This window comes from Thermococcus nautili (assembly GCF_000585495.1).
Taxonomy (GTDB): Archaea; Methanobacteriota_B; Thermococci; order Thermococcales; family Thermococcaceae; genus Thermococcus; species Thermococcus nautili.
This window is the reverse complement of sequence record NZ_CP007264.1, coordinates 976,740-996,327: the sequence shown is the minus strand read 5'-3', so window position 1 is coordinate 996,327 and position 19,588 is coordinate 976,740. Positions and strand designations below refer to the sequence as shown.

21 protein-coding genes and 1 pseudogene are annotated in these 19,588 nt (G+C 56.5%); 16 read left to right on the top strand and 6 right to left on the bottom strand.

What is annotated here, in order from left to right:
• Positions 1 to 596 precede the first annotated feature (596 nt).
• From BD01_RS05505 to BD01_RS05445, 13 genes are read left to right on the top strand one after another with little or no spacing between them, the layout of a single operon-like run.
• Positions 597 to 1,358 carry a flagellin gene (locus BD01_RS05505; protein ID WP_042690860.1) on the top strand — a complete coding sequence of 254 codons (762 nt, stop codon included), beginning with the start codon at positions 597 to 599 and terminating at the stop codon, positions 1,356 to 1,358.
• A 50-nt stretch (positions 1,359 to 1,408) separates the two neighbouring features.
• Complete coding sequence (locus tag BD01_RS05500) at positions 1,409 to 2,074, top strand: flagellin (protein WP_042690859.1); 666 nt, start codon at positions 1,409 to 1,411, stop codon at positions 2,072 to 2,074.
• 10 nt (positions 2,075 to 2,084) lie between these two features.
• Positions 2,085 to 2,876 carry a flagellin gene (locus BD01_RS05495; protein ID WP_042690857.1) on the top strand — a complete coding sequence of 264 codons (792 nt, stop codon included), beginning with the start codon at positions 2,085 to 2,087 and terminating at the stop codon, positions 2,874 to 2,876.
• A 12-nt stretch (positions 2,877 to 2,888) separates the two neighbouring features.
• On the top strand, positions 2,889 to 3,368 hold the full coding sequence (locus tag BD01_RS05490; protein ID WP_042690856.1) for a flagella accessory protein C: 480 nt from the start codon (positions 2,889 to 2,891) through the stop codon (positions 3,366 to 3,368).
• 3 nt (positions 3,369 to 3,371) lie between these two features.
• Positions 3,372 to 4,793 carry a FlaD/FlaE family flagellar protein gene (locus tag BD01_RS05485; protein ID WP_042690854.1) on the top strand — a complete coding sequence of 474 codons (1,422 nt, stop codon included), beginning with the start codon at positions 3,372 to 3,374 and terminating at the stop codon, positions 4,791 to 4,793.
• A gap of 23 nt (positions 4,794 to 4,816) precedes the next feature.
• Positions 4,817 to 5,293 carry a flagellar protein gene (locus tag BD01_RS05480; protein ID WP_042690853.1) on the top strand — a complete coding sequence of 159 codons (477 nt, stop codon included), beginning with the start codon at positions 4,817 to 4,819 and terminating at the stop codon, positions 5,291 to 5,293.
• Positions 5,293 to 5,772 (top strand): flagellar protein G, encoded by a 480-nt coding sequence (locus BD01_RS05475; RefSeq protein ID WP_042690851.1) that lies wholly within the window; start codon positions 5,293 to 5,295, stop codon positions 5,770 to 5,772. The genes BD01_RS05480 and BD01_RS05475 overlap by 1 nt, the downstream gene beginning before the upstream one ends.
• 42 nt (positions 5,773 to 5,814) lie before the next feature.
• A complete protein-coding gene (locus BD01_RS05470; protein WP_042690850.1) occupies positions 5,815 to 6,513 on the top strand; it encodes an ATPase domain-containing protein in 699 nt (232 codons plus the stop codon).
• A 1-nt stretch (position 6,514) separates the two neighbouring features.
• A complete protein-coding gene (locus BD01_RS05465) occupies positions 6,515 to 8,155 on the top strand; it encodes a type II/IV secretion system ATPase subunit (protein ID WP_042690848.1) in 1,641 nt (546 codons plus the stop codon).
• A 10-nt stretch (positions 8,156 to 8,165) separates the two neighbouring features.
• Positions 8,166 to 9,896, top strand: a complete 1,731-nt coding sequence (gene flaJ / locus BD01_RS05460; RefSeq protein WP_042690847.1) for an archaellar assembly protein FlaJ — start codon at positions 8,166 to 8,168, stop codon at positions 9,894 to 9,896.
• Positions 9,893 to 11,827, top strand: coding sequence for a CARDB domain-containing protein (locus BD01_RS05455; RefSeq protein ID WP_042690844.1), 1,935 nt, complete (start codon positions 9,893 to 9,895; stop codon positions 11,825 to 11,827). Before flaJ ends, BD01_RS05455 begins: the two co-directional genes overlap by 4 nt.
• 40 nt (positions 11,828 to 11,867) lie before the next feature.
• Entirely contained in the window at positions 11,868 to 12,518 is a 651-nt protein-coding gene (locus tag BD01_RS05450; protein WP_042690843.1) for a protein-L-isoaspartate(D-aspartate) O-methyltransferase, read from the top strand.
• A 39-nt stretch (positions 12,519 to 12,557) separates the two neighbouring features.
• Positions 12,558 to 13,178, top strand: a complete 621-nt coding sequence (locus BD01_RS05445; RefSeq protein WP_042690842.1) for an HAD-IB family phosphatase — start codon at positions 12,558 to 12,560, stop codon at positions 13,176 to 13,178.
• A gap of 135 nt (positions 13,179 to 13,313) precedes the next feature.
• Here BD01_RS05445 and BD01_RS05440 read toward each other — a convergent pair whose 3' ends face one another.
• The gene (locus BD01_RS05440) at positions 13,314 to 14,531 is read right to left on the bottom strand and encodes an A24 family peptidase C-terminal domain-containing protein (protein WP_042690841.1); all 1,218 of its coding nucleotides are present in this window, start codon (positions 14,529 to 14,531) and stop codon (positions 13,314 to 13,316) included.
• 9 nt (positions 14,532 to 14,540) lie between these two features.
• Positions 14,541 to 14,705 (bottom strand): class III signal peptide-containing protein, encoded by a 165-nt coding sequence (locus BD01_RS11160; protein ID WP_084606322.1) that lies wholly within the window; start codon positions 14,703 to 14,705, stop codon positions 14,541 to 14,543.
• Between the two features lie 68 nt (positions 14,706 to 14,773).
• Here BD01_RS11160 and BD01_RS05435 point away from each other — a divergent pair, with 68 nt between their 5' ends.
• Together BD01_RS05435 and BD01_RS05430 are read left to right on the top strand one after the other, a co-directional pair.
• A complete protein-coding gene (locus BD01_RS05435; RefSeq protein ID WP_042690839.1) occupies positions 14,774 to 15,112 on the top strand; it encodes an ASCH domain-containing protein in 339 nt (112 codons plus the stop codon).
• Positions 15,109 to 15,678 carry an ASCH domain-containing protein gene (locus tag BD01_RS05430; RefSeq protein WP_042690837.1) on the top strand — a complete coding sequence of 190 codons (570 nt, stop codon included), beginning with the start codon at positions 15,109 to 15,111 and terminating at the stop codon, positions 15,676 to 15,678. The genes BD01_RS05435 and BD01_RS05430 overlap by 4 nt, the downstream gene beginning before the upstream one ends.
• Here BD01_RS05430 and BD01_RS05425 read toward each other — a convergent pair.
• Positions 15,659 to 15,949, bottom strand: coding sequence for a hypothetical protein (locus tag BD01_RS05425; RefSeq protein ID WP_042690836.1), 291 nt, complete (start codon positions 15,947 to 15,949; stop codon positions 15,659 to 15,661). The genes BD01_RS05430 and BD01_RS05425 overlap by 20 nt on opposite strands.
• Before the next feature lie 142 nt (positions 15,950 to 16,091).
• Between BD01_RS05425 and BD01_RS05420 the strand changes: the two genes are divergently transcribed.
• Positions 16,092 to 16,796, top strand: a complete 705-nt coding sequence (locus BD01_RS05420) for a TIGR02253 family HAD-type hydrolase (RefSeq protein WP_042690835.1) — start codon at positions 16,092 to 16,094, stop codon at positions 16,794 to 16,796.
• Positions 16,797 to 16,866: 70 nt separating this feature from the next.
• Here the strand turns inward: BD01_RS05420 and pgsA are convergent.
• The 3 genes and pseudogenes from pgsA to BD01_RS05410 all read right to left on the bottom strand — a co-directional run bounded on the left by pgsA (position 16,867) and on the right by BD01_RS05410 (position 19,580).
• Positions 16,867 to 17,437: pseudogene (gene pgsA / locus BD01_RS11155) on the bottom strand (archaetidylinositol phosphate synthase).
• Between the two features lie 5 nt (positions 17,438 to 17,442).
• Positions 17,443 to 17,979 carry a tRNA (cytidine(56)-2'-O)-methyltransferase gene (locus BD01_RS05415; RefSeq protein WP_042690833.1) on the bottom strand — a complete coding sequence of 179 codons (537 nt, stop codon included), beginning with the start codon at positions 17,977 to 17,979 and terminating at the stop codon, positions 17,443 to 17,445.
• Entirely contained in the window at positions 17,979 to 19,580 is a 1,602-nt protein-coding gene (locus BD01_RS05410; RefSeq protein WP_042690831.1) for a transglutaminase domain-containing protein, read from the bottom strand. The genes BD01_RS05415 and BD01_RS05410 overlap by 1 nt, the downstream gene beginning before the upstream one ends.
• Positions 19,581 to 19,588 lie beyond the last annotated feature (8 nt).

The window sequence follows — 19,588 nt, the reverse complement described above, 5'->3', positions numbered from 1 at the left end:
CTGCTACCAAGACTGTTTACATCGCCGAAAACGCCACCATAAACGGCGTTGCCGTTGGGCCAGGAATCCACACCATAAAGATAGTTGCCGCGGACCTTGCCAGCGATGGTACCGGAGAGGACAGCCCAGACTACATGGCGTTCTACATTGACGACACCCTCGTGGACGAGAAGACAGATACTGCCAACCAGGTTACCTCACTGTCTATCAGCCTCACCGTCACAGATAGCACTCCCAAGCTCGTCGGCGCCGCCTTCACTGGCTTCGACAGCATCAGCGGAGGAATCTTCGGTGAGACCAACGATGCCTGGGCCGGCATAAGGGCCATCACCAACTTCGGTATCATGGTCGTCCAGGACAACGACAACAGCCTCAAGGACACCACTCCGACCCTCAACAACGGCGACATCGCCATCATAACCATTGACGTTGGCAACGTCTTCGGCGGCTTCCAGCCGAGGCAGAAGGTGACCGGTAAGGTCATCCCAGAGTTCGGTGCTCCGGGCGTCATCGAGTTCACCACCCCGACCAGCTTCAACACCAACGTTATCACCCTGCAGTGATTTCCTTTCCAAATTTTATGGAGGTGAGGTGAGATGTTCGGTAGGAAGAGGAAAGGTGCCGTTGGTATTGGCACCCTGATAGTGTTCATCGCTATGGTGCTCGTCGCCGCAGTTGCCGCCGCGGTGCTCATCAACACCAGTGGATTCCTCCAGCAGAAGGCTTCCAGCACGGGCAGGCAGACCACCAATGAGGTCGCCAGCGGCATACAGGTTGATAGTGTCATCGGCTATGCTCCGTATGACGGCACTACTTATAAGCCAATCAGCAAGCTCGCCATCTACGTCAGTCCAAACGCCGGTTCGGCCGGCATTGACATGAAGAAGGTCCGTGTCGTCCTCAGCGATGGAAACATTGAGACTGTGCTCAGGTACAACCCTGACAGTGATGGTGATGGTATTATTGGAGAGACCAATGACAAAGACATCTTCGCCGTTGGAATGCCTGACGACGTCTTTACCGATGATGATGCAACCGCCTACGATGGAGACCAGTACATAAACTGGGGACAGCTTGACGCCAAGACCTTCGGAATAATCGTCGTCCAGGACAGCGACGGCTCACTCAAGGAGGCCACCCCGACCCTCACCAAGGGCGACCTTGCCATAATTGCCGTTAGGGTTGGAATATACAAGAACGATGGTACTAACACTTACACTGACCCGGGCGTCTTTGGCAACGGAATTGCCCCCAACACCAAGATAACCGGTGAGGTCGTCCCCGAGTTCGGTGCCCCAGGAGTCATCGAGTTCACCACCCCCAGCACCTACACCCAGAGCGTCATGGAGCTCCAGTGATTCTGCCCCCTTTCCCTTTCGTTCTTTGAAGATTTTTCGGAGGTGATGCTATGCGTAGGGGAGCAATAGGCATCGGCACGCTGATAGTCTTCATCGCAATGGTCCTCGTGGCAGCGGTGGCAGCGGGTGTCATCATCGGTACAGCGGGCTACCTTGAGCAGAAGGCTCAAGCGGCTGGAAGGCAGACCACCCAGGAGGTCGCGAGCGGTCTCAAGGTAATCAACATCTACGGCTACGTCAACACGACCCCTCCGAGCAAGGGAACCATAACCAAGATGGCCATCTTCATAGCCCCCAACTCGGGCAGCGAGGGCATTGACCTGAGCAACGTTAAGATTGTCCTCAGCGACGGCCTCAAGCTCGTCGTCTACAACTACAGCGGAATCCTCTACAGGGGCGTCATAGACGACCTCTTCAACAGCACCGAGATAACGACCAAGATATGGAAGAACACCAGCCTCACCGACACGAACTTCGCCATCGCTGTAATCCACGACGGCGGGAGCGAGATGGACACGAGGCACCCGAACCTTGAGTGGGGCGACATGGTTGCTCTGCTCATAAAGACGGTCGTCTTCAAGACCGAGGACGGCAAGGAGGGCATTGGTCCAGCGACCAAGATAGTCGGTAAGGTCATTCCCGAGGTCGGGGCGGCCGGTGTTATAGACTTCACCACCCCGGCGACGTTCAACTACAACGTGATGGTGCTGCAGTGAGGTGGTGACCATGAGGAGAGGTGCGATAGGTATCGGCACGCTCATCGTCTTCATCGCGATGGTACTAGTGGCGGCAGTTGCCGCTGGAGTGCTCATAAGCACCAGCGGCTACCTCCAGCAGAAAGCTATGGCCACCGGCAGGGAGACCACCCAGGAGGTGGCGAGCGGTATAAAGGTGCTCAACATCTACGGCTACACCCCCGCCGACCCGCCCGGGAGCGGTAAGATAACCAGGATGGTCATCTACGTCAGCCCCAACGCGGGAAGCGGTGGAATTGACCTCGCCCACGTCAAGGTCGTCCTCAGCGACGGCAAGGTGATGGCGGTTTACAGGTACGTTGACCCCCAGGAGGATGGGGTTACTGAAAACTACTTCCTCTACAGCGGAGACGTCAGCAACGTGTTCCCTGACGTTGGAGAGAACAGCAATGGCGTCCTTGCCGCTGCTCCTACTGCGTACACAGCGCTTACCGGCACGGACAACACCGTCGAGAACCTCTGGAAGAACCTCTACTACGCCATGACCAACGATAAGAAGATGCTCTTCGGAATTGTAGTCGTCTCGGACAACGACGAGAGCCTCAGCGGAAGCTGGCAGCACCCGACCCTGAGCTGGGGCGACATCGCGGGAATAGCCCTCTGGACTATACCCTTTGACGACAACAACGATTACACTGACGGCTACGGTATCGGCCCCGGAACCAAGGTTACCGGTAAGGTCATACCCGAGACGGGAGCGGGTGGCGTCATAGACTTCACCACCCCGAGCACCTACACAGACAACCTGATGGAGCTCCAGTGAGGGGGTGGGAAAATGGCCCTTGACTTCCTTTCATCTTTATTCAAGAAGAAGCCCAAGGAGGAACCCACCCCCACCACCCCCGAGCCGATGGAAGTTGAGGAGCTCGAAGAGGAAGTTGAGAGCAGGCAGGAGAACGAGCAGATTACGCAGATACTCGAGAGGATAAACGAGATTGAGAACGACATCCCGAGGATAAAGATAAGCATTGACACCCTCAAGAAGCAGATACAGGAGCTCCGCGACGACATAGACAGGCTCGACAAGACCATCAAGGACGTCATGATGCTCTACGAGGTCATCAGCCAGGAGATAAACCCCTTCAAGGAGCAGATGGGACAGGAGAACCCGCTCACCAGTGAGATACAGGAGCTCAGGAAGGAACTGGAAGACTTAAAGCTTGAAATTGCCCAGATAAAGAATGACATAAAGGTGCTCGCCGGCTACGGCGTTGACCTCGATTCGATAATCTATGAGGTGCTCGCGGAGGTGTGACGCATGGAGATGGCAAGGCTCGTCACTGAGGCAGACATCAACGCAAAGCTCGCGGAGCTCAAGGGCAAGGTTCCCAGCGTCATCATCAACGACCTCAGGGAGAAGCTGATAGCGAGAAAGGAGAACCTTACCTACGAACAGCTCGAGAAGATAATCCAGAAGGTCCTCGAAACCTACGGCAACCAGGTTACCAAGTACGAACAGCTCAGCAAGCGCGTTGACGAGCTCGGCAAGAGGCTAACCGACCTCAGCATGCAGCTGAGCAGGCTCGTTGAGACCCTTGAAACGGCCAAGTTCGACGTCCACGAGAAGAAGGCCGAAACCGTCTCGAAGAAGGTTGAGGAAGTCCACGAGAAGATTGGCAAGCTTGAGGAGCTCCTTGAAGAGGAGGAGAAAGAGGAGGCCCCATCCGAGCTCGTTGAGAAGCTTGAGGAGCTCCACAAGAAGGTTGAGGAGCTCGCGGAGAAGGTTGAGGAGAAGACCGCCGCCGAGAAGCTTGAGGAGGCGCAGGAGAGGCTTGAAGAGCTCCAGGCCAAGATTGAGGCCGGCGAAGAGGTCAGCGAAGAGGAGCTTGCCGCGGCGGAGCAGGCTGTCGCCGAGGCCCAGGCCGAGCTCGCCCAGGCCGAGGAGAAGGCCGAAGAGGCCGAGGAAGTCACGGAAATCGAGGAAGTTCCCGAGGTTGAGGAGGTAACCGAAGTCCCCGAGGTCGAGGAAGTTGAGGAGCTCAAGGTTGAGGAGGTTCCAGAGGCCATCGAGGAAGTCGAGGCGCCGAGCGAAGAGCTTGAAGTCGTTGAAGAGGCTCCAGAAGCTCCCGAGGCTGAAGAAGTTGAGGAGATTGAGGTCGAGGCCCCGGAGGAAGTGGAGGTAGTTGAGGCCCCTGAGGAGGGGGCTGAGGAAGTCGCGGAAGCCCTTCCCGAGGAAGTTGGTGAAGTTTCGATTGAAGAGGTTCCCGCTCATGAAGTTGTTGAAGAAAAGAAGGAGGAAGGTGGTGTTGGCATGGCTGAAAAGCTCCAGATTCCCGAGGACATCGCGAGCCTTCTCTTCGAGGAGGAGCCAAGGAAGGCCAGGCTTGAGAAGCTACCCGAGGACATCGTTTCCACCATGATAGCGCTCAAGTGGCTCGGGTTCCTCATAGACAGGGTCGGCATACAGAACCTTGAAAGGGTGCTTGAGTTCTACTACGAAATCGGCTGGATAAGCGAGGAGGTGCTCAACCAGCTGCTCCGCTACGCCAAGGGCACCAGACCGCACCACAGGGACCCCGAGTGGAAGCCGGCCGAGAAGCTCACCGTTCAGGACCACCTCATAAGCCTGCTCTTCATCGAGCGCCTTAGGGGACTCAGGATTAACAGGAACGTCCTTGACAAGCTGGAAAGGGAAATCAAGATGCTCGAGAAGACGCTCGATGAGTTCTACGGCATCTAAAGGAGCAATCCGGGGGGCGGCCTATGGGATTCAGCGTCTCAGCGAGTGCAGCGATAATCTTCATTTCATTTTTAATGGTGGCTGGGACGCTCTACACAGCCTGGGACAACACCTACACCAACGTTCAGGCCGCCCAGGAGTATTGGTATGAGATGAGGCTTTCGAGGCTTCACTTTGATGTTAGTGATATTAGCGTCACCGCTTCGGGCGCCTCTGACATTGATGTCACCTTTAAGTATCGCGGTCAGACCCTAACCGGCGGGATTGCAATCCTCCACAACGGTGATTACGTGTCGTCTGTTGACCTCGGGTATCTGATTCCCGGTAAGTCTTACACGGTAACCGTCACCAACGGCGCCGATACCAGCGGCAATACCAACTACGTCCTGCTGGGCTTTGACAACGGATGTACGTTGCTGATTGAGTACTATTACGACACCGGTACGTCCACGTATAAGGTTGGCCCGTACTATATTCAATGCCCAACGGAGGTGAGCTAATGGCGGCAGGAGGGCCAGCGAGTGAGCTCATCATGTTCATCGTGGCAATACTCGTCGCCGGAAGCGTTGCCGGCGCTCTGGCCTACGTCACCAACGACATAGCCCACGGAATCAACGACAGGGGCGCGATGCTGGCCGACCGGCTGAGGACGGACTTCGCGATAATAAACGACCCGAACCACATTCCCGTAAGCGGAACCGGTCCCTACACCTACACGTTTTACATCAAGAACGTGGGCAAGGAGATAATCCCCTTCACGAGCGATGCCGTTCAGGTGTTCATAGACGGGAACCTCGTTCCAGCGAGCCAGCTCTCCTTTGAGGACACCAGCGGGAACACCATAACCTCCCTTCAGCCATACCAGGTTGGCGTGATTAAGGTAACCCTGGATACGGCTCTGACTTCAGGTCAGACCTACACGATAACTGTTGTCCTTGAGAACGGGGTCAAGAGGAGCCTTGTATTCACGGCTCCGTGAGCCACTGACCGGCTAAAATAAAGCGAGACGGTGGTGGTCACATTGGTCGAGGAACTGCTCAAGATAGAGCTCAAGGGCGACGAGCTTCACAGGCGTCTCGGCGGTGGAATCCCTGCCGGGACGATTATGCTCGTCGAGGGTGACAGGGGTAGCGGTAAGTCCATCTTCGTCCAGAGGCTCCTCTACGGGTTCCTCATGAACGGCTACACCGCGAGCTACATCTCAAGCCAGTACACCACCGTTGAGTACATAAAGCAGATGGAGTCCCTGGGCTATGGGATAATCCCTTTTCTAATCAGAAAGAAGCTCATATTCGTCTCCCTCTATCCCCTCCTGAGCGGTGTGAGCGAGAAGAGAAAGTTCCTGAGCAGGCTTTTTGGTGAGCCCCGCCTCTGGGAGCCCGACGTCATGATAATCGATTCATTCTCATCCCTCCTCTCGCGCGAGCAGGACCCGTCTGCCGTTAGGGACTTCCTCCTCTACGTGAAGAAGATGGCCTCACTTGACAAGGTGATTATACTCACCGCGAACACCGAGGAAATTGACCGCGACTCGCTCTTCGTCCTTGAAGAGGCCTCGACGATGCTCATAAGGCTGAGCGTGAAGGTCTTCGGTGGTGACCTGAAGAACTCCGCAACCATAGTCAAGTACAACAACGCCAAGGGCGTCTTCCAGAAGATTATACCCTTCCGCGTTGAGCCGAAGGTGGGGCTGATAGTAGAGATAGCGGCGGTGGTGTGATATGGCGCAGGTGGTCAGTGACACCCTTGAGGAGGCAATGGCGAGGAACCCCCACCTTCGCAAGTACGTTGACCAGTTTAGGAAGAAGTACGGCAAGATGCCGGAGTTCCACGCCCAGCTCAGCAGGGACATGAAGGAGATAATGTACCCCAACATCATCTACCCAGTGGGAGACCCGATATTCATCCACATCTACGCCGACCCCGCCACCGCCGAAAAGCGCTACATCGTCATCGAGCCAAGGATAGAGAGCAGGGAAGAGGAGGAGAAGTACAACAAAATCCGTGACAAAATCCTTGAGATAGCCCCGACCAGGGACATTCCGGAGGAGCAGGAGGAGTTTGAGAGGTTCCTCGATGCCCTCTTCGATGAGGCCGTCTTGAGCCTCGTCAAGTCCGGTAAGGGAAGCCCCTTCGGCAAGGGCCAGCGCTTCGTTATAACCAAGGATGAGATGGAGAAGTTCCGCTACCTCATCAAGAGGGACATCATAGGTATCGGACCCCTCGAGCCCCTCGCGAGGGACCCGTACATTGAGGATATCCACATCATCGGTGCCAACAACGTCTCCCTCGTCCACAAGATATTCGAGATGATGCAGACCAACATAACCTTCGGCGATGACGTCAAGCTCGCTGACTACTTCAAGAACATATCGGAGCGCATTGGAAGGCCCGTCAGCGACAGGAACCCGATAGTTGACGGTGCTCTACCAGACGGCTCCCGTATAAACATCATCTACTCGCCGGACATCTCCATCAAGGGTCCGAGCGCGACAATCCGTAAGTTCTCGGCGACGCCGATAAGCATCACCCAGCTGATAGCGTGGGGAACGCTCAGCGCAGAGGTCGCCGCCTACCTCTGGATAGCCCTCGAGTACGGTATGAGCGTCTTCGTATGTGGTGAGACGGCTTCCGGTAAGACCACCCTGCTGAACTCCATTATCCCCTTCATCAAGCCCGGTTCAAAGATATTCACCGCCGAGGATACGCCGGAGGTTCAGGTTCCCCACCCCGTCTGGCAGAGGCTCATCACGCGTGAGCGCGGTCCCGAGGAGAGCCGTGTTACCCTGTTCGACCTCCTCAAGGCGGCCCTGCGTTCGAGGCCGAACTACATCATCGTCGGTGAGATTCGTGGTGCCGAAGGAGCTATAGCGTTCCAGGCAATGCAGACCGGTCACCCGGTCATGAGCACCTTCCACGCGGGTGACATCAAGAAGATGATACAGCGTTTCACCGGCCATCCGATAAACGTCCCGATAACCTTCATTGACAACCTTAACATAGCGGTCTTCCAGCAGGCGGTCTACGTCAGGGGTAAGTTCCTGAGGAGAACGGTGAGCGTCGTCGAGATTGAGGGCTACTACGAGGAGCTCGGAGGAGTTGCGACGAGGAACGTCTTCGAGTGGGACCCCGTTGCGGACAAGCACATCTTCAGGGGTTTCAACAACTCCTACATCCTTGAGAGGAAGATAGCCGAGATTGCCGGCTACGAAGACCCCAAGGACATCTACAATGAGCTCTTCCTGCGCGCGAGAATCCTCCAGAGGATGGTCGAGCTCGGCATAACCAACTACTGGGACGTCTACAAGGAAATCAAGGCCTTCTACCTCAGGGGTCTCGAAGGCTTGAGCTTCAGGGTCTGAGGTGATGCCAATGGCCGACGAGAAAATCAGCATCTTCACCAAGGCCGACCTAAACATGGAAACCTACCTCAAGAAAGTCCTGCTGCCCTACATGGGAATCTCAGCGGTTCTCTTCATAGTCGTCGGCCTGATGGCGAGGCTTTTTCCAATCCCCGCCGGCCTAAGGGTGCTGATGTTCCTAATTCCGATTATCCTCCTCATCTACGCGGCCGTTTACCCCTACATCGTGGCGGACTCGAAGAAGATATCAATCAACTCGAAGATGCCCTACTTCATAACCTACTTCGCCGTGCTCTCAACGAGCGAGATGGGCCGTTCCGACCTCATCAAAATCCTCGCCCAGGACCCTAAACTCGGTGCAATAGCGAGCGAGCTCAAGAAGGTTCACACCATAGTCAACAGGCTCCACCTTTCGATGCCGGAGGCCTTCCGCTTCCTCGCTAGGAGAACTCCGAGCCAGATGTTCGCCGACTTCCTTGACAGGCTCGCGTATTCCCTCGACAGCGGTGTTGACCTGAAGGAGTACCTCTTCCAGGAGCAGCAGACCGTTATGGATGACTATCAGACCTTCTACGAGGGCGCCCTCTACGACCTCGACATCTTCAAGGAGATTTACGAGTCAATCATCATCTCGGTCGTCTTCATAGCCTCGTTCGTCATCATCGGTCCGATAATCACCGGTATGGACATCGGCAGGATGGGCCTCTACGCCGTTGCCATGACCCTCGCGGCCGAGCTGGGAATCCTGCTCGTCGTCAAGTTCAGAATGCCCGAGGACCCAATATGGGCGGACAGCAGGGGAATACGGGACCCGCGCAGGGAGCGTATAAAGCGCGCCGCGATTTACTCAGTCATGGGCATGATTATAACCGCGCTGGTCTACATGCTGATTATAAGGCCCCGCTTCGCAATTCCAACGCCCTTCGCTCTCGCGCTAATCCTGACCCCGTTCTACTACCTCGGGCGCGTCGTGGACAAGGAGGAGAAATCCATATTCAGGAAGGACGAGAACTTTCCGGCCTTCATCAGGAGTCTGAGCTCGTCCCTTGCCGCGAGCGGTGCCTCACTCGTGCTCGTCCTTAAGTACCTCAGCGCCCACGACTTCGGTTCGCTCACCGACGACATCAAGGCACTGTACAGAAGGCTCGCCATCCGCGTTGACAGGGACAGGGCCTGGGACTTCTTCATCGCCGGAACCGGGAGCTGGTTAATCGGTATATTCTCGGAGATATTCCGCGAGAGCCTCAGGATGGGTGCCGAGCCCGATTACGTCGGTCTCATCATCAGCAGGAACTTTGAGAGGCTCGTCCGCCTCAGGAGGAAGAGACAGCAGAGCATAGCGAGCTTCATAGGCATCATCTACGGTCTGACCGGCGCCTTTGCGTTCTCCCTCGCGGCGTCGTTCCAGGTTGCCGTCTCGATAAGCCAGATGTTCTCCCAGATGAACCTCAACCTCGCCAACAACTACATCGGAGACCTCATCCACATAATCCCGCCCTCCGGAATGGCGTTCCTGACCTACATCATGCTCGCCCTGATGGTTCTCCACTCCCTCCTCGCGGCAATGGTCATCAAGCTCGCCGACGGCGGACACATCCTCGGCTCCGCGAGGTACTTCGTCATACTCGCCTGGATATTCGCGGTTGGAATGTACCTCGGCCAGAGCCTCATGGCGAAGATGATGAGCATGGGTGCCGGAAACGCCGAGATTGTGGCCTATCTCCTGGGGGTGATTCCATGAAGAGGCTGGTCGCTCTCCTGTTTATCCTGCTCCTTCCGCTCGTTGGGGCATCAACGTTCACCGGTTACATAGGGGTGTCCTCGACCGTCGGGGTGGGCAACTACACGGTGACGGTTAAGGACGTCTCGCTGGACGACGGCTCGCTCCTCCTCGACGTTTCCACCCCCAACTGGAGCGGGATGAAAAAGCTTCCTCTCGGCAGCGTGCTTTCCCTTGGTGAACTGAACCTGACGTTCGAAAAGGTATTCCTTGGCTCCAGGTCGCTCGTTTTTCTCTCTGCCCAGTTCCCCTACGTCCTGCCCGGCCAGAACGTCACCCTCGGGCCCTACACGATAGAGGTGCTCTCCGTTGGCAAGGACGGGGTTGAGCTGAAGGTCACCTATGGAAACGAGAGCAAGACCTTTAAGTCCTCCTTCAAGTTCGAGAATCTCGTCGCCAACGTTTCCGGCTTCCTTCCCGTTTACTCTGGCTATTTGAAGCTCAACGAGAGCTTCTCCTTTGCAGGTGAAACCGTAACCTTCACCGGGGCAAAGGTTGAGAACGCAACGAGCGGGTTCATCGAGACGGTGTTCTTCTCCTACGACAACACGACATACGCCCTGCCCGTTGGCAACGAGAGCGTCATCGGCCCGTTCTTGGTCAAGGTGGACGACCTCATAGGGCTCAACTACACCAAGGTTGACGTTCACTTCCTCGGCGTTTCGATGAACCTCACAATCGTTCCAAACGAGGTCTTCTCCCTCGCTCCGGGCCAGACCAAGACCCTCGGTCCCTACGTGTTCCGCTACGACTACCACCTCGGCAACAAGCTCAAGGTTTCCCTCCTCAACCCATGTCAGGTCGTTCTCGCCTCGACTTCCCTCATAGTTTCCAACGTCTCGACGCTCCTTTACCACAAGGGTCTCACCGTTATTCCCCTCTCCATTGACGCCAACGGAACTGCCCAGTTCGCGAGCTTCATAAACCCCAACGAGCTCCCCTCCCCTGACAAGGTTGCCAACGTTCTCGTTTCCCTTCGGGACGGAAACGCCAGGCAGTACCTTCCAACGACCCTAACAGTTGAAGTTGAAAACACGGGCAACGTTGCCCTCTCCAACCTCACCGTCAAGTTCGTTCCGGGCGACGTCAAGGTGCTCTCCGAAACGGAGTTCTTCCTGAAGTCCCTGGCGCCGGGAGAAAAGAAGGAGTTTAAGCTCGCGGTTCTACCGATGAAGTCGGGCAACGTCTCCGCCGGAAGGGTCACCGTCACTGCCATGGCCCCGTACGAGCTCGCCTGCGGGGGATACACCCTCCTTAAGTTCTCCTCCAACGAACTTACCCTGAACGTTAAGCCGACCAGGGTCGAGTACTCCCTTAGGGTTTCGGCCCCGGCCAACGCCTCCCTCTACCGGCCCGTTAACCTGACTGTCGTTGTCAGGAACACCGGGGACGAGACGCTTCCCGCGAACCTGACCCTAACCGTTCCGCCCGGTGTTGCGATGGCGTCATCTGGTAACGTTTTCGCCAGCGGAAGCAGGATAGTCCTTCCCCTCTACCTACCTCCTGGCAACGAGAGCGTCGTTAGCTTCGTCCTGATTCCCTACACCCCCGGAGAGAAATCCTTCAAGATAGCGGTGGTTTCGGTTCCAGGGGTCGTCAACGAGACCGGCCTCTCGATAACCGTCCTCAGTGCCGGGACTGAGAAGGAGAACCAAACGGCGCCGACGACGTTCACGACCACGAAGACGATTACGGAGAGGATAAACTCCACCGTCACGATAACGGTTACCAAGACCCAGACGGAGATAAAAACGAAGACGGTAACCTCAACGACCACCTCAAGCGTCCCCTACACCCCGCTCAAGACGAAGCTAATCTGGTTGGTCATCGGAGTGGTAATCGGCGCGGGGATAATAATAGCGATAGCCTGGTACCAGGCCAGGTCGTCGTGAGCCTTTTATTCTTTTCTTTCCAGAGGGGTAGGGGGTTTCCATGAACCTCGACGAGCTCTGGAGGAGAACAGTTGAGAACCTCGTTCGCGAGGGAATCATACGGAGCGAAGCGGTTAGGCGGGCTTTTCTGAAGTACCCCCGCTACCTCTTCGTTGAGGAGAAGTACCGGAAGTACGCCCACCTCGACGAGCCGTTGCCTATTCCGGCCGGGCAGACGGTAAGCGCCCCCCACATGGTCGCGATAATGCTCGAGCTTGCCGAACTCAAACCCGGCATGAACGTCCTCGAAATAGGAACAGGGAGCGGGTGGAACGCAGCCTTGATTTCAGAGCTCGTCAAGACCGACGTCTACACCGTCGAGAGGATTCCAGAGCTGGTCGAGTTCGCGAGGAGGAACCTGGAGCGTGCCGGTGTAAAAAACGTCCACGTGATTCCCGGCGACGGGACGCTCGGCTTCCCGCCGAAAGCTCCCTACGACAGGATAATCGTAACGGCCGGAGCGCCGGACATACCAAAGCCCCTGGTGGAACAGCTCAAGCCCGGCGGAAAGCTCATAATCCCCGTCGGAAGCTACCACCTCTGGCAGGACCTTCTTGAGGTAATCAAGCTTGAAGATGGCTCGATTAAGGTGAAGAACCACGGGGGCGTTGCCTTCGTGCCCCTCATCGGGGAACACGGCTGGAGGGAGTAGGCTTTTAAGTTCGGTCCCTCTTCATAACCTGGTGATAGAATGAGGCTCATAGCTTTCGACGTGGAGGGGACCCTTGTAAAGGCGCGCTCGAGCTGGGTCGAGCTCCACAAGAAGTTCGGCACATGGGAGAAGGGGAAGGAGTACGCGGAGCTCTTCTTTGCCGGAAAGATAGACTACGCGAAGTGGGCGGAGCTGGACGCTTCCCTCTGGCTCGGCAGAAAAAAGGAAGAAATCCTCGAGTGGGCGGACTCGGTTGAGTACAACGACTACGCCTTTGAGCTGATGGACTTCCTGCGCGAGAACGGCTTCAAAATAGCCCTCCTCTCGAGCGGGCTGATGTGTTTGGCCGGAAGGGTCGCGAGGGAGCTTAAAGCGGACTACGTTTTCGCCAACGAGCTGGTCTTCAAGGACGGAAAAGTTGCCGGCGTCATTCCCGCTGTGGACTTCGAGGGGAAGGGCGCGATACTCAGAAGGCTCAAGGAAGAGCTCAAACCGGAACTGACGGTGGCCGTTGGAGATGGCTTCAACGACCTCAGCATGTTCCGCGAGGCGGACGTGGCGATAGCGATAAACCCGCACGAGGGAGTCGAAGGCGACCACGTCGTCGAGAGCCTGAGAGAAGTGCGGGAAATAGTTGAGGGACTGATAGGGGGTCGGTGAAGGGCGTGCTCCTCACCGCTCGGCAAAGCAAAAGCTCGTCATCCCCCTGTCGGCCCGGCCGGAACCCCCGGTTCACGATTCCCCAGGGAGGGCGGGCGCCGGGCCGGTGGAAAATGGGGGGAAGGCCTTAAAACTTTAAAGGCCCATCAGCTTGAGCTCGAGGAGCCAGAACAGGTCACCGATGAAGTAGCTTATCAGGAAGCCGAGGAATATCGCCGGTGCGAAGGGCATCGCCTTCTTTCTAAGGAACCTGTTCTCAAGCTTTCCTTTCTCCACGAGCCTCTTGAGTTCCTCAATCTGCTCCTTCGTGAGTCCCTCCGCCGTTGGTGATGCTATGACCTTCCCGTAGTCCGGCTTGAGGAGCGAAAGGTCCGCCTTCAGGAGCGCGACCTTGAGCCTCTCGAAGGGGTCGGTTCTGTCGCGCCCGATTTCCCCGTCCTTCTCGAAGATTGTTTCTCCCAGTATGTCCCACTCCCTCAGCTCCTCAACCGGAACCTCCTCGATGAGGACGTTCCTCCTTATGAACTTGACGAGTGCCAGGAACACCTTGAAGGCGTAGAGAAACGCGAGGAGCCTCAGGAATGCCAGGAGTGTGTTCTCGGGGGAGAGGTAGAGGAGGTACGCCAGGACGAGCGCTCCGGCGACGTCTCCGATTCTCCTGAGCTTGCCGAAGATTGTTATGAGGACTATCGCGAGGAGCCAGCCGAGGATGGGGTTCAGTGAGACGCCGAGTCCCTCTTCCAGGATGACCTTTACTCCAAGGGCCCCCATAATCCAGAGGGACAGCTCAATGGTGAGGCCCGCTCCCGAGACGAATATCTCCCTGAGCTCTGAGAAGCGCTTTCTTGCGATTATAACACCGAAAGCGTAGATGAAAATGAATGGGAACACCGCAATGAGGCCGTTGAGGAGAATTGCTATTGGATAGAGCGGGTAGTGGATGTAGTACGGGGCAGTTATCCTGGCTGTGTCCGGTGGATACGGAAGGAGGGCGGAGAAACCGGCCAGGATGATGGCGTCACCGCTTGCCCACGCCCCGATGTAGAAGAGGAGCAGGCCAAGAATCAGCCCCACGAACAGTGCTATTATTCCCGATAGCGCGACCAGAACGCTACCCTCACTCAGCCCCTTGTAGAGGTAGTAGATTATGCCAACTTCCACGGCCGGGACCGGCAGTTTGACGAGCCACTTCGGGAGGGAAATCTCTTCCTCGTCCTCATCCCAGCCGAGAAACTTCCCTACGAACGCTAAAAGAACGGAAACGTGGTTGTCGAAGATAAAACCGGTCTTCAGGTCGGTGTAGGAGGTCACCAAACCCATGACTAGCCCGGCCAGAAGCGGAACCGCGTCCATGCTTCCACCTCACAGGTTTTCGAGGAGCTCTTTCCTGACGCTGTCAACGTAGTTGTTAACGTTCCTGTTGAGGTCTCTCATTGAGTTCAGGACGACCCTCGTCGCCATGAGCACGAGCACGAGAACCGCTGCGAGCATGAATAGGTATTCCAGTGCAGTTTGAGCCCTTCTCATGGTCACTCCCAATAAGGTTACGCCCCAAAGCCTTTAAAAGTTTCCCTGAACTTTCTTCGGGAGCGAAGATGAAGGTTTACAGACTGTTCGTCAAGGAAGAGTATCTGGACTTCATAAAGTCCGGCCAGAAGCGGATAGAGGTTCGCGTCGCTTACCCGCAACTCAGGAAAATTCAGCCCGGGGACAAGCTCATCTTCAACGACTCGGTTCCGGCCGTTGTTACCGAGGTCAAGCGCTACGAGACGTTTAGACAGGTTCTGCGCGAGGAGCCCATAAAGAAAATCTTTCCCGACGAGCCGAGCTTCGAGAGGGCGGTAAAGAGGTTCCACAACCTCTACCCCAAGTGGAAGGAGAACCGCTACGGTGTTATCGCCATAAAGTTCAAGCTCATCGGTGAGGGGCGATGAAGCACCTCGAGTTCGATGGGAAGTACGCCGATGCTATACTGAAAGGGAAGAAGAGAGCAACCGTCAGGCTGGGCAGAAAACCGAACCTCAGGGAGGGGGACACGGTTCTAATCCACGCCGGCGGCTACGCCCTCGGAAAGGCCGTAATCGAGAGGGTCGAGAGCAAAACTGTGAAGGAGCTCACCGATGAAGATGCATTCCTCGACGGCTTCTCGAGCAGGGAGGAGCTGATTAGGGCTTTGAAGGAGCACTACAAGTACGTAAACGACGACTCCAAGGCCCACGTGATAGTCTTCCGCCTCGTGGAGAAGTTTGACAAACCGGTTATGAGCTCGGACTACGCCTACGAGGGCAACCTGCCGGTTGAGATAGCCGAGAAGGCGTTAAAGTACCTCGACCTGTCCGAGGAGGACAGGAAGCTGATAGAGCTTTTCCTCAAAACGGGAAGCCTCAGGAAAGCCGCCTACAGGCTCGGCGGCCTGAACAAGCGCTACCTTATAAGGGACGCGCTGAGAAGGGCCTACGAGGAGCTGAAGAAGAAAGGAATCATGGGGCCGAAGCTTTAACGCTCTCAAGGAGCGCTATAGTCTCCTCCCCTTCGACCTCCCTCTTAACGGCTGAAAGCTTAACCGGCATGAGCTTGAAGGTGTTTCCGTTGATGAGGTGCCTGAGGGTCTTCTCAAACTCCTCCATCTCCTCCTCTCCCGCGAAGTCCACCTTGGCTATGAAGTCGTACTCCCCGTAGAGCCACTGCCCGCTCACGGGGAGCTTCTCCAGAACCTCGTCCCTAACGCCCCAGACGAGGAGTATGGCCTCGATTTTCCTCACCTCCGCCATAAAAGGGGGTTGTCCTACGATAAAAGCCTTTCTCAGCTTTTTCCGTCAGACCTACAACCATTCGAAATATTTTCGGGTGAAATTCGTCTTCCCGGCGGGAAGCGTTTTAACGCCCTTATGGAACCTAAAAACGGTGGTGAAAATGAAGGCGGTCTTCTTCGACTTCGTCGGGACGCTCATAACGAAGGACGGCGAAAACGTAACGCACCTCAACATAATCCGCGAGGTTCTCAGGAGGGCCAACGCCGAGCTCAACGCCGAGGAGGTTTGGAGGGCCTACGAGGAGGAGAGCTCGAGGCTCTTCAGTGAACTGGCAGGCAAAGAGGCGAGGAAAATCCGCGAGGTCGATACGGAAGCTTTAAGGCGCGTCGCAGAGCGCTACGGCTTCTCGGTTCCAAAGGACTTCTGGAACATCAGCCTTGAAATGCACGCTCGCTATGGGGAACTCTTCCCCGATGCCGTCGAGACGATTGAGGCGCTCAAGGCGCTCGGCCTCCACGTGGGAATCATAACCGACTCGGACAACGACTACATCGAGAGCCACCTAAAAGCACTCGGAATCTACGACCTCTTCGACTCGATAACCACCAGCGAGGAAGCGGGCTACTTCAAGCCCCACCCGAGGCCCTTCCAGCTGGCCCTCGAAAAGGCGGGTGTAAAGCCGGAGGAGGCCCTCTACGTCGGCGACAACCCGAAGAAAGACTGCGTTGGAGCCAAGAACGTCGGCATGACGAGCGTCCTCCTCGACCCGAAGACCGAGAAGAGGGAGCTCTGGGGCAACTGCGACTTCGTGGTCTCCAAACTCGGCGACGTCGTTGAAATAGTGAAGGGCCTGATGGAAAAATGATGGGGGTCGGCAACGGCAGGGCTCTTCATCGGAGCCTCAGATAGCGAAATTTTCGTCATTCCCCTCTTCTTCACTTCAGCCTCTGGTAGGCGGCGTAAAACCTCTGGACGACGGTTATCCACGCGAGTATTCCGACTATGTAGACGCCGTACTTGACGTATCTTCGCCCCGAGGAACGAGAAAACCATCAGGATTATCAGCCTCTCCGCCCTCTCGGCTATACCCACCGCGAGCTTTCCTGAGCCGGCCAGCTCGGCCCTGCAGCGCTCGTAGCTCACCAAGTAGCTTCCCATGAACGTCAGGAAGGCAGCGCGCCAGTCGACGAGACTTCCGAGCGCTATTCCAAAGAGCACCGCGCCGTCGCTTATCCTGTCGAAGGTCGAGTCGAGGAAGGCCCCGAAGCGGCTCGTCTTCCCTGTCAGCCTCGCTAAAGTTCCGTCGAGGGCGTCAATGAGAGAACCTATCAGGAGGGTTAAAGCTGCTAACCTCGGCTCGCGGAGGTAGTAGAGGTAGACCGCGAGGAGGCTTAGGAGAAGGCCTATCACAGTAACCGCGTTCGGCGTCAGTCCGGCCTTTGCGAGGGGTTTAACTATCGCCTCAAGGTAGCCCCTGACGTTCTCTCGATACCTGTTGAGGACCATTTCCTTCACCCGTCGAGCTGGATTACCTTCTTCCCCCTCTCCTGCGGAATTATTTTGAGCTTCGCTCCCTCGAATTCCCTCCTCAGGCCCTCACCGTCGAGGAGCCTGTCGAGGAAAACCGCCAGAGCCGCCACCTCGCTGTGGGGCTGGTTGCCAACTGCCACGTTGTAGTGGGCCAGCTCGTAAACCTCTCTGGGAACCTTCTCGGCGCCGACGACGATGAGGAAGTCCTTTCCAGCCCTAAGCTCCTCCTTAAGCTTCGGCATCGCGTCGTCTATGTGCACCCCGTACATCGTCAGGTGGACTATAACGCCCTTCTCGCGCCACTCCCTCAGGATTTTCTTCCAGCTGGGGTCGAAGGTTATCTCGAACGGCCCTCCCCACCTTCTCACGACGTCCTCAACGCTCTCCCTGACGTGCTCGTCTTCCTCGGCGGCGATGATTATTTTGTCGGCTCCGAAGGCCCTCGCCGTCAGGGCCACGTGAGTGGTTATTCTCTTGTCCCGTTCCGGCCTGTGGCCGAGTCTGAGCACCGCTATCATCACACCTCACCCGTGAAGACCCTCCAGTAGTAAGTGAAATCATCGCGCCAGGGTATGTCCCTGTAGAACTCGTACAGGACTTTTATGTTTTTCTGGATTTTGTCCGCGCTCCACTCTGAGAGGACCTCGTTCAGCTCGGCCTCGTTGGGTGCCGACGCAAAGAGGAAGAGCGCGTAGAGTTTCTCCTGCTCGTTCAGGCCGTTGAGGACGAGGTCAAGCTTGGAGCGGAGAGACGGCTTTACACGGTTCATAATCACGTTCATAAGCCTGTCCTCGAGGTCGTTCGTGAACTGGGTCGTGACGTCAACGTGGTTGTGGAGGCCGGTTCCGTATTTGAGGGCCACGAGACGGTAGCCCCTGGTCGTTATGAGCTGGTAGAGCCTGGGGAAGTATGGACTGGCCAGGTACTCGTCCAGGGGACCTATGAAGTCGTGGCTGAAGTCAATCACGTACCAGCCGTCGCCGGTGTAGAATTCCGTAATTGGATGGGCAGTGCAGTCAACGCCGTTGTAGAGGCCTACAACCCTGGCGGGAACGTTTATTGACCTGAGCATCGCCGTTATTAGGATTTGGGCCTCCCTCGGGCTTATGGTTTCCATCCTGAGAAGCTCCTTCGGGTTGAGGGTCGTCGTGTTGTCCGTGAAATTGTAGACTGCCTTAATCCACTTGTAAAGCTCAACCGCCGCCTGGTACTCGGAGCTCGCGTTCCCGATTATCGCCAGAGTTGCGGGTTTAAACGTCGTTGCGTTGAAAACCGAGCTTGAGTTGTACTTCTCCTCCCAGTACCTGTCAACGATGTGCCCGCTGGCCGTCCAGGCGTAGTTCTCCCCGTACGCTTCCTTCAGCTGTTCGACCGTTGCCTCCCAGGGTTGCCAGACGACCTGAATTCTAAAGCTCTTTGCCATGCTCTTCTCAGCTGTTCCGACGCGGTACTGGACGAGAACCGAGACGAAACCGTCGCGGTAGGCGTAGGGTGCCTTGAAGGTGTAGCGGAGGGTCACGCTCTCCTCTGGGGGGATAACCCTCGGAGGTGTTGGCGCCCCGAGAACTTTCATCCCTGGCAGGGGCACGAAGCTCACCTTGAGGAGCTCGACCTCTTCGTCGTACTCGTTGGTTATCTCAACGGTTACGGGAATCTCGTCGCCTCCGAAAACCCTCTTGGGTGCGCTCACGTTCAGCGAGAGCCTCACCGGAACGTTCTCCTCTGTGGAGACGGTTATCCTGAAGTGGCCGTAGAAACCCGTCCAGGTTCTCTTAAGTTCGTCCCGCAGTTCCAGGGAGACCTGGAAGGTGTATATTCCGGGCCTTGAGGGAGCGCGGATTATCCAGACGAGCTGGGTTGACTGGCCGACCTTTAGAACGGGCGGAAACCTTGGCTCCTGGACTATCTGAAAGTTGTCGTTGCCCAGGATTAGTGTGGCCCCGACGAGCCCGACCTTTCCCGTGTTGTTGACGGTCACGATTATGTGGAACGTTCCGCCGGGGGGTACAGTCGTCTTGTCAATCGAGAAGGTAACCTTCGCCGGTGGCTTCACGAGGCAACCGGACGCGAGCACGATGAGCGCGAGTATCAGAAGGACGGCCGTTCTCTTCACCTTCATCTCCAAAC